At 40.7% G+C, this 8248-nt stretch carries 9 protein-coding genes and 1 pseudogene; 3 read left to right on the forward strand and 7 right to left on the reverse strand.

Features of this window, described 5'->3' with window-relative positions:
- Positions 1 to 64: 64 nt before the first annotated feature.
- Positions 65 to 562 (forward strand): annotated as a pseudogene (locus CVD23_RS18410) (MATE family efflux transporter); the annotation flags it as partial.
- 39 nt (positions 563 to 601) lie between these two features.
- On the opposite strand, the gene CVD23_RS18415 reads toward CVD23_RS18410, so the two are convergent.
- Positions 602 to 1378, reverse strand: a complete 777-nt coding sequence (locus tag CVD23_RS18415; RefSeq protein ID WP_101666786.1) for an SDR family oxidoreductase — start codon at positions 1376 to 1378, stop codon at positions 602 to 604.
- Positions 1379 to 1545: 167 nt separating this feature from the next.
- Here CVD23_RS18415 and CVD23_RS18420 point away from each other — a divergent pair, with 167 nt between their 5' ends.
- Positions 1546 to 2025: an Hsp20/alpha crystallin family protein gene (locus CVD23_RS18420; RefSeq protein ID WP_101666787.1), complete on the forward strand. Its 480-nt coding sequence runs from the start codon at positions 1546 to 1548 to the stop codon at positions 2023 to 2025.
- Between the two features lie 97 nt (positions 2026 to 2122).
- Here the strand turns inward: CVD23_RS18420 and CVD23_RS18425 are convergent, their stop codons facing one another.
- The 3 genes from CVD23_RS18425 to CVD23_RS18435 form a co-directional block, all read right to left on the reverse strand.
- On the reverse strand, positions 2123 to 2641 hold the full coding sequence (locus CVD23_RS18425) for a GNAT family N-acetyltransferase (RefSeq protein WP_308314948.1): 519 nt from the start codon (positions 2639 to 2641) through the stop codon (positions 2123 to 2125).
- A 172-nt stretch (positions 2642 to 2813) separates the two neighbouring features.
- Positions 2814 to 3623, reverse strand: coding sequence for a CAP domain-containing protein (locus tag CVD23_RS18430; RefSeq protein WP_101666788.1), 810 nt, complete (start codon positions 3621 to 3623; stop codon positions 2814 to 2816).
- A 512-nt stretch (positions 3624 to 4135) separates the two neighbouring features.
- The gene (locus CVD23_RS18435; protein WP_101666789.1) at positions 4136 to 4411 is read right to left on the reverse strand and encodes a hypothetical protein; all 276 of its coding nucleotides are present in this window, start codon (positions 4409 to 4411) and stop codon (positions 4136 to 4138) included.
- A 101-nt stretch (positions 4412 to 4512) separates the two neighbouring features.
- Between CVD23_RS18435 and CVD23_RS22595 the strand changes: the two genes are divergently transcribed.
- On the forward strand, positions 4513 to 4758 hold the full coding sequence (locus tag CVD23_RS22595; RefSeq protein ID WP_101578397.1) for a DNA alkylation repair protein: 246 nt from the start codon (positions 4513 to 4515) through the stop codon (positions 4756 to 4758).
- A gap of 88 nt (positions 4759 to 4846) precedes the next feature.
- Here the strand turns inward: CVD23_RS22595 and CVD23_RS18445 are convergent, their stop codons facing one another.
- From CVD23_RS18445 to CVD23_RS18450, 3 genes are all read right to left on the reverse strand, one after another.
- Complete coding sequence (locus CVD23_RS18445; protein WP_101666790.1) at positions 4847 to 5671, reverse strand: hypothetical protein; 825 nt, start codon at positions 5669 to 5671, stop codon at positions 4847 to 4849.
- A 120-nt stretch (positions 5672 to 5791) separates the two neighbouring features.
- On the reverse strand, positions 5792 to 5959 hold the full coding sequence (locus CVD23_RS22090; RefSeq protein ID WP_180955724.1) for a hypothetical protein: 168 nt from the start codon (positions 5957 to 5959) through the stop codon (positions 5792 to 5794).
- A 120-nt stretch (positions 5960 to 6079) separates the two neighbouring features.
- A complete protein-coding gene (locus CVD23_RS18450; protein WP_257988592.1) occupies positions 6080 to 7537 on the reverse strand; it encodes a S41 family peptidase in 1458 nt (485 codons plus the stop codon).
- Between the last annotated feature and the right edge of the window lie 711 nt (positions 7538 to 8248).

Raw genomic sequence — 8248 nt, forward strand, 5'->3', positions numbered from 1 at the left:
AATAAAATTAGCGAAGATTTAGAGTCTTTTTAATATTAAAATTTAATTAATGCAACACTAGTGGATTCCGTTAAGCATATCGATGGCATTGACAATCGTTGTTGGCTTTGAGGTTGGTGCAAAAAGATACAGGGATGCAAAGGAATATAGCTGGATTGGCATCGGACTTGCCGTGATATTATCAATTGTGTGCGGCTTTATCCTTTTACAGTTCAGAAAAGATGTCGCCGCGATTTATACCAAGGACCCGGAAGTGTTAAATTTAACGATCGATTTTTTGATTTTCGCCTTATTCTTTCAGCTTTCAGATGCGATACAGGCGCCTGTACAAGGTGCACTGCGCGGATATAAGGATGTAAATATCACATTGATTATGGCTTTATTTTCGTATTGGGTGATTGGCCTTCCATTAGGGTATATTCTTGCTAATTACACAGACTGGAGCGCCTTCGGATATTGGGTTGGACTCATATCAGGCCTGGCCGTCGGAGCGGTCTGTTTGGTAAGCAGACTGATATTCCTTCAAAAAAACAAGCTCAGCCCTTCCCTTTCAGAAGAATAATCAACCGAAACCGGCAGCTCTATTGGCTGCCGGTCTTGTTCATGATTGTTTGTAAGCTTTGCCTAATACGTCCTTTCCACCCGTAACTGGCATAATACTCCCTGTTATAAATGACGAGCTTTCCTCCACTAAAAAACATATCACTCTTGCAATGTCTTCCCCTGTTCCCGGTCTGCCAACCGGTGTTTCCGAATCACGCACTTGCAAAGAATCTGAGATACTTTTTTCTTTCCAATCACCTATAATGTCACCCGGGCATACCATATTTGCGGTTATCCCGAATTCTGCCTCCTCAAGGGCAATTGTCTTCGTCAATGAGGCGAGACCGGTTTTTGCGGCAGCAAATCCTGATCTGTATATCCAGCCCGGCGCCGATTCGACGCGATCAAAGCCAATCGTAATGATTCTTCCCCACTTTGCTTCCCTCATCTTCGGGATCAAAAGTCTTGATAAATAAAAAACTCCATTCAGGTTTCCATTTATAAGATAATTCCATTCTTGCGGAGAATAGTCGGTTAACCGTTTTTTTTCATGGATATAAGGGCCGGCATTATGAATGACAATATCGATAGAAGCGAACAACGAAAAAGCTTCTGACACAACTTTGCTGCATTGCCCTTCGTCTGAAACATCACCCTTCACGGCAATATTTTCGGTTCCATACATTTCAGTCAAGCTGCTGGCTAATTCAACGGCGTCTTCCTTGCTATTTCGGTAATTTATGATTAAATGAACACCATTTTTGGCGAGCTCGATAGCTGTGCTCTTCCCAATCCCCGAGGACCCTCCCGTTATTAAAGCGATTTTCCCTTTCACTTTTAACTACCCCGCTCTTTTATAATTTAGTTTCTTTACCAATATACTAAAAAGTCCACCGCTGATATGCAAACTTTTACGCTTAACGGTAAGGCTTCATCTTGCATATATTGAAAATAGAGTTGATAACGCTGGCGACCCTTTCAGCCTTGAAAGGAGGTTTCACTTTGTTTCCATGGAATCTGTTCCCGATAAATAAAGACATGAAAAATATGATGAAACAGGTTAAACCAGAAGAAATCGAAAAGCATATCGAGGAGATGATGAGTAAAATGTTCCCTCCAAATATGCAAGACATGATAAATCCTAAAGAGTTTGCAAGTGCGGTTAATCCTGTCCCGCACGACGCCAGAAAACAAAGCATCGTTCCTCTAGAAGAAGCTGTTTTTGAGACACATGATTTTGTTTTTGTGCGGATTCCGATCAGAAATCAGGAATGGCTCCATAACATGAAACTGTCTCATACATCCAACCAGATGATTGTTGAACATATTCCCGAAGATGATGACAAGCATACCATTACCCTTCCCGCACTCGTCCGAAAAAAAGGGGCCACTGCGCATCATAAAGATGGAATACTTGAAATTAGAATCCCAAAAAGCGTCAATATGCAATTTTCCGAGATCGATATAACAGATGTTCTTTAAGGTTAACATCCTTGCAGGGATTTGGGAGGTATATGAATCGATGTAAACAAATTAGAACAGTGGCGCGGAATAAACATAAGGCCACTTATATACGATGCTATTTCACGCGAGACAGGAATTTATCATAGCAATAAAATGGCTGGTCTCTTTCTGGGAATTTCATTTCACCAACTTTCACAAACTCATTTTTTTCAAATAGAAGCTGCGCTTTCTTATTTAAGGAATATGTATCTGTTTTTAAATAAAATACGCCTTTCTCCAATGCATAGCTTTCGGAAAAGGACATAAGTTTGCTGGCAATTCCTGCTCCTCTCACATCCGGATCTACGGCCAGCCGATGAAAAACAAAAGAATCTTGATCACTTCGCCAGTGTGCTTGTTTGTACTCAGGCGGCTCTTGTCGATCAATCGTGATCGATCCGATCACTCTTCCGTCTTTTTCTGCTACGTACAAACTTCCTGCTTTGCAGTCAGCCAAAAAATCATCCTTATGGGGATATGTATCTGACCATTGGTCATTGCCTTCCTGATTCATTAGCTCAACAGTATGTATGACAAATTCCATTATTCGTTCAATATCTGCGGCTGTTGCGATGCGAATGTTGATGTTGATCACCTTTTTCGTAATGTCTAACCAATATTCTAACCCATTTTTAAATGTTCATGAAAGAATTTGAATTCGATTCATCATTTTTCCGTATAAGCCTTTTACTCGTGTTCTGTACACGCCATCGAGAAATGAAAGAAGAACCGCTTCCTTGGGAAACGGTTCTTCTTTCTGTTATTTATTATTTACCAATAAACATTTGAGTCCAGTAGTTGCCTTGCGCAACATGCCCTACTCCAAGGTTCGTATAGCTTGGGTTAAGGATGTTTTTACGGTGGCCTTCACTGTTCATCCAAGCTGTAACAACTTCTTGAGGAGAACGTTGACCCATCGCGATATTTTCACCGGCTGATTTGTAAGAAATGCCGAATTGTTTCATCATATCGAATGGAGATCCGTAAGTTGGGCTAGTATGGGAAAAGTACCCTTTAGCTTGCATATCGCGTGATTTTTCACGGGCGACTTTGCTTAATTCAACATCTAATTTAAGCGCTGGAATTCCATGTTTTGCACGTTCTTGGTTTGTTAAGTCAAGCACTTGTTGTTCAAATGCACTAACTTGGGAAGAAGCTGGAGCTGCAGCTTTGGCAGGCTGTTGAGCCGGTGCCTTTTTAGCTGGCTGCTGTGCTGCAGGCTGTTGTACTTGCTGCTTCGGAGCAGGCTGTTGTACTTGCTGCTTCGGAGCAGGCTGTTGTGTTTGCTGCTTTGGAGCAGGTTGTTGTACTTGTTGCTTTGGAGCAGGTTGTGCAACTGGCTGCTTTTGTACAGGTTGCTGTACTTGAACGTTATTCCATTGAACATTGAAATTGCTCATGTACTTTTTAAGAATGCTATCAATTTGCTCATTTGTTAAATTGCCAGATTGATAAGTATACATTTTAACCTGTGCAGGAGTTGGGCAGTTAGACGCCGCGTCCGCTCTGTCGGTAACTGGATTTGCCATCAGCATTGCTGCTGCAGCTGCAACTGAAAAAAACATTTTTTTCTTCATCTATCAAAGATCCTCCCTAGTTTCGTTGTTTTTTGTCTGTTTGACTTGCAAAATAATCATAACATGCGTTTTTTGTAATAATTGCGGGAGGATATTCCAAGACCGTGCCAAATGAACTAGTTTAGTAGTACATTCTTTTTAAAAATGGGTATAAACCTATGAAGTTATCATCTTTTTACAATATTCTATTGGACAATATTAGATTGGATAAAACCAGTTAACGAGGAAGTGCATTGCCTCACTTGGAAAACATATGATAGGAAATAAGGGTTGACAAGTTTTAGCTAAGCTATTCATTTTTACAAATGTTACTTTAGGATTACAATGTTAACCGTTCTTATAGTTCGAAGTGATCAGAGAAAAAACGGCTTTTTACCAGCCGTTTTAGTGATCCGGGCCCAGATATTTGCCTGGACACCAGTTTCTGATATGCAATTAGGGTTATACAAACTGACTAAATCCTATCGCACTCCTTTTACAAAAGGAATAAATTTAACATTTTCACCATAAGTCTAATTGCTTTCGCGTGCTTTAATCGTCTCCATATTTTTTTTATGAAGTGAAATTAATGCTAATTTATCCTGATCCGGAAGTTCAGAGTCGATGATTCTGCTCACAGCTAAATAAAACTTATCGTATCGTGAGCGACGGGTCCGCGGATGCGAGTTCTCGTCCAATAGCTCACGCAGGATTGCTTCTTCCAGGACGACTTCGCTATTCTGTTTCGATGGCAGCATCCGATGATTCCATATTGATCGGTATTGCTGTAATAAGTAATCATAATCCATTCTGCCTCTCACCTTCCATCAATACACTAGCAATATTTTCACATAATTACTAGCAACTTGGCAAAAAATAAAAGAAATCTATTTTGAAAGGAGCTTGCAAATTGAATACACCATACCGCTGTCCGAGCTGCAGGACCAACAGGAGCCGTTTTAATATAATCGAGCAAGTGCCGCATTCTGTAAAAAAACATCCGCAAACCGGACAAATCCTCGAGGAGTACACAAGCGAGACCCTCTCTCCTTTTCATACGCCATACAAAGGGCCGTTATATAAAGTGCAATGCGCCATATGTGGACTAATTCAAGATGAACAGCCATTTATACAGTTTGGTCAGAACCAGCTTTAGTACTGTTGCATCGGAATGAGCCAACAAGATATATACAATTAACATTGATGGACATTGGCAAATCGTTCACAGACGAAAAAACCGCTTCTCATTCTATGAAGCGGTTTTCCTCAAGGAATTTTTCCGAGTCTACCTTCCAAGGTCCATCAGGGGAGTAGCGGATTAAGTTTATATTCCCTTCAAACTTAACTCTTCCCTCTTCCCTTAAGTACCATTCTATTTCAACCGGTACAGAAACAAAAAGGTCAGTCTGTAATTCGTTTACAGGCGGAACTGAGATTTGGCTTATGTTGACATTTTCAACCTTTTTAAAAACCGGGGTGTAGTTTCTTTTCTCCAGGATAATACAGTTTAGAATTTTTTCATCTTCTTCTTTAAAGCCGGCAATATAGGCATTTATCAGTTCCAATGGACTTGCAGCAGCCAAGTACCCCTCCAACTGACCGGCTGCTTTAAAAACCATTAACTTATGCGATAAATCCATATGATCGGTACGATGTGTTGTACTCCCAAAAAAATGAATGCAAAAATGTCCGGGAAAATTGTTTGTAATCGCCCCCGCCCCATGGGGCATTCCATGCATGGAGGCTGCGATCCTTTTTCCCTTATGCTCAACGATAATGGCGCGGCGCTTCCAGCTCCATTTGCCGCTGTAGATCTTTTTCATCGTCTTTGTATGCTTTTTTGAAATGGGTTGGACGTCAGCATGGCTGCTTCCGGCCCTTCTTTGTACAGTGAATCTCTTACCTGTTTCCACGTCTTCAACCGTAAAGGTACTAAATTTAGGAATAAGCTTGTTTACTTCTTCCCATTGGAGCATTTGAACCCTCTCGTCTTTTTTTGCCACTGAATCTGCCGTATTAGCAAATGTCCAAATCAGTAAAAGAGCTATCGCTAAAGTTAATTTTTTCATCTGTCTCACTCAACTTCTGTGTCGGTTTTTGTAAAGTTTCCCCTATTGATAAAAAAACATACAAAAACGCCCTCAGGAAGGGCGCGCTCTCAATCATTCACTGGCAACGTCACGACCAGACTAATGATTGTCTACATACTCCTTTGCTTTATCGATCGCAATTGGGATAGCCCGTCCATCCTCGTAACCATCTTCAAGAAGTGCATTTGCAATTTCGATGGCCTTTTCCCTGACTTTCGGATCGAGATTCTTCATGGCATCAGGATAATCGTTTTTACTCCAAGGCAAGTTAAACCACTCCTTTTCTTTGTTTTGCTATGTATATACCCTGCAGCAGATCGGCCAAACAAAGAGTTTTTAATTACTTAGGTGAAAAAAAGCTCTCCGCATCAGGAGAGCTTTTTTTGTTTATGAATTAAGCTGCTGTTTCAATACTTCCACTGCTTTTAGGATTTGTGGATCATTGTTTTCAAGTTGTTCGCGCAGTTTCTCCATTAGCCTTACGGTTGATTGGCCACTGAGGACTCCATTTGATTCAAGGCCTTCAGCTTCCTGAAATGCGATAACCGCCTTCTCGGTTCCTTCATCGAAAAAGCCATCTTCTCTGCCAGGTTGATAACCGATTGCCGAGAGCATTTGCTGTGCTGCTTTTACTTGCGCAGAGCTTACGGATCGTTTGAGCTCAAGATCGGGATTGATAAAAGGCAAGGAAGCATACTCTGGAAGCTGGACTTCAAAGTCGGGAACAATTCCTTTTTCATGTATCCAGTTTCGATCAGGTGTCAGCCATTTTTCGGTTGTAAATTTAATGTTTGAGCCATCTTTAAAATTCTGGGCACGCTGCACAGTTCCTTTCCCAAAGGACTTTTCACCGACCAGTGGAACATCCGCCGATTCTTTAACGGCCGCAGCAAGTATTTCTGAAGCGCTCGCGCTTCCTTTATCAATCACGACAACAAGCGGAATATTTGGCCCGTTCTCATGTGTCGATTTAACTTCTTCTCTGCCGCCATTGCGGTCTTCAATTTGAAACAAAATTTCACCTTTTGGAACAAATAGACTGGATATTTTGATCGCCTGGTCTAATAGACCGCCGGGATTTTGCCTCAAATCCAAAACAAGTCCCTTCATTCCCTGTTTCTGTAGCTCGTTAAGCTTATCGACAAGTTCTTTTGAAGTATTTTCTGAGAAACTCGTAATTTGGATATTAGCTATTCCATCCTCCATCATTTTACCATAGACTGTTTCAAGAGGAATTGTATCCCTGATAATCGAAACATCCATTGTTTCACCCATTCCCGGGCGCTGGACGACTATTTTAACCTCTGTCCCTTTTTTGCCTCTAATAAGTGTAACGGCTTCTGTCGAACTTAGCCCCTGCAGGCTTTTGCCATCCACCGACAAAACAATATCATTCGGCTGCAGGCCCGCTTTCTCGGCCGGGGAGCCTTTCAAAGGAGAGACGATGACGATATTGCCATCCAGCTCCTGAATTTCCGCTCCAATACCCTCGAAGGACGAGGAGATGCTTTGATTAAAGCTTTTTGCTTCTTCCTCATTCATATAGTCCGAATAAGGGTCATCGAGAGCTTCAACCATACCATTAATGGCTCCGTTTATCAGCTCATCTTCATCAACTGATTTATAATACATTTCCTGCAGCGTATCATAGGCAGAATACAGCTTGCTGAATTCCGGTCTTTCCGTTCCAACATTGACCGCTTTTTCGTCACCGAATGCGAGTGCGAATGTTGTAATTCCAGCTGTAATGAAGACGATGAAAAACAACAGCATGACAAATCGGAATTTTTTGATTCTAATATAGCTGGAAGGATTATCTGATGTTTCTTGTCCTTTGTTATCCATTTCGCTTTTCTCTTGATCCAAGTCTTTCACCACTTTCATCATCAAAAAAGTCTTTTTCAGGAGTCAATTTCATAAAGCAATTCTTTAATTGAAAGACGAACAGTTATTTAAAATTTAAGATAGTAACATTCGTTTCCTGCGGCATTCTCTTGTTTATTAGTCAACCTTCGTTCGTTTTTCGGATTAGCTTATTACATTATGAAATTCACTCTTTTAGACCTTAAAATTTAGGATAACATTTTTTATTAAAAAATAACAAAGAAAAAGTTAAGCTCTAAGGACCATACAGCTTTGCTGTTTCAGCCAAGTATTTCTTTTTTCGCAATTGTTCATGATCCATCTCGTCCCATAATCAAATTGATCGCGTGAACAAATTGACTCCACCGGGTATAGAGTCTCTTCCTTCAATTTGATCGCCGGGCCGCTTCTGGCCTCCATCTCTTTGAAAATCTCGTAACCGTACATATCTTTTTCATTTAAAGTATAGTATTAATAACGATGTGCTTCCTTTTACAAAGCTCCCGGTTGAACATCACGCTCACCTGCCCCTAATTGTAGCTGCTATTCCCTATTATACATGAACTATTCCCGGATATTAATGACCGCAAATAATTTAATTTAAAGAAAAAAAGACAACTTTTTATAACATGAATCAATTTCATAAATTTAACCCCTTGAACCCCAATGGTTCTGAGACGCAAAAAAAGGAGT

Source organism: Bacillus sp. V33-4, from assembly GCF_002860225.1.
In the GTDB taxonomy this organism is placed as follows: domain Bacteria; phylum Bacillota; class Bacilli; order Bacillales; family Cytobacillaceae; genus Bacillus_BJ; species Bacillus_BJ canaveralius.

Bases quoted from the DNA above. Each gene is read 5' to 3' on its own strand.
- CVD23_RS18430 (WP_101666788.1), bottom strand. From the start codon at position 3,623: ATGAAGAAAAAAATGTTTTTTTCAGTTGCAGCTGCAGCAGCAATGCTG.
- CVD23_RS18435 (WP_101666789.1), bottom strand. From the start codon at position 4,411: ATGGATTATGATTACTTATTACAGCAATACCGATCAATATGGAATCAT.
- CVD23_RS18445 (WP_101666790.1), bottom strand. From the start codon at position 5,671: ATGAAAAAATTAACTTTAGCGATAGCTCTTTTACTGATTTGGACATTT.
- CVD23_RS18450 (WP_257988592.1), bottom strand. From the start codon at position 7,537: ATGGATAACAAAGGACAAGAAACATCAGATAATCCTTCCAGCTATATT.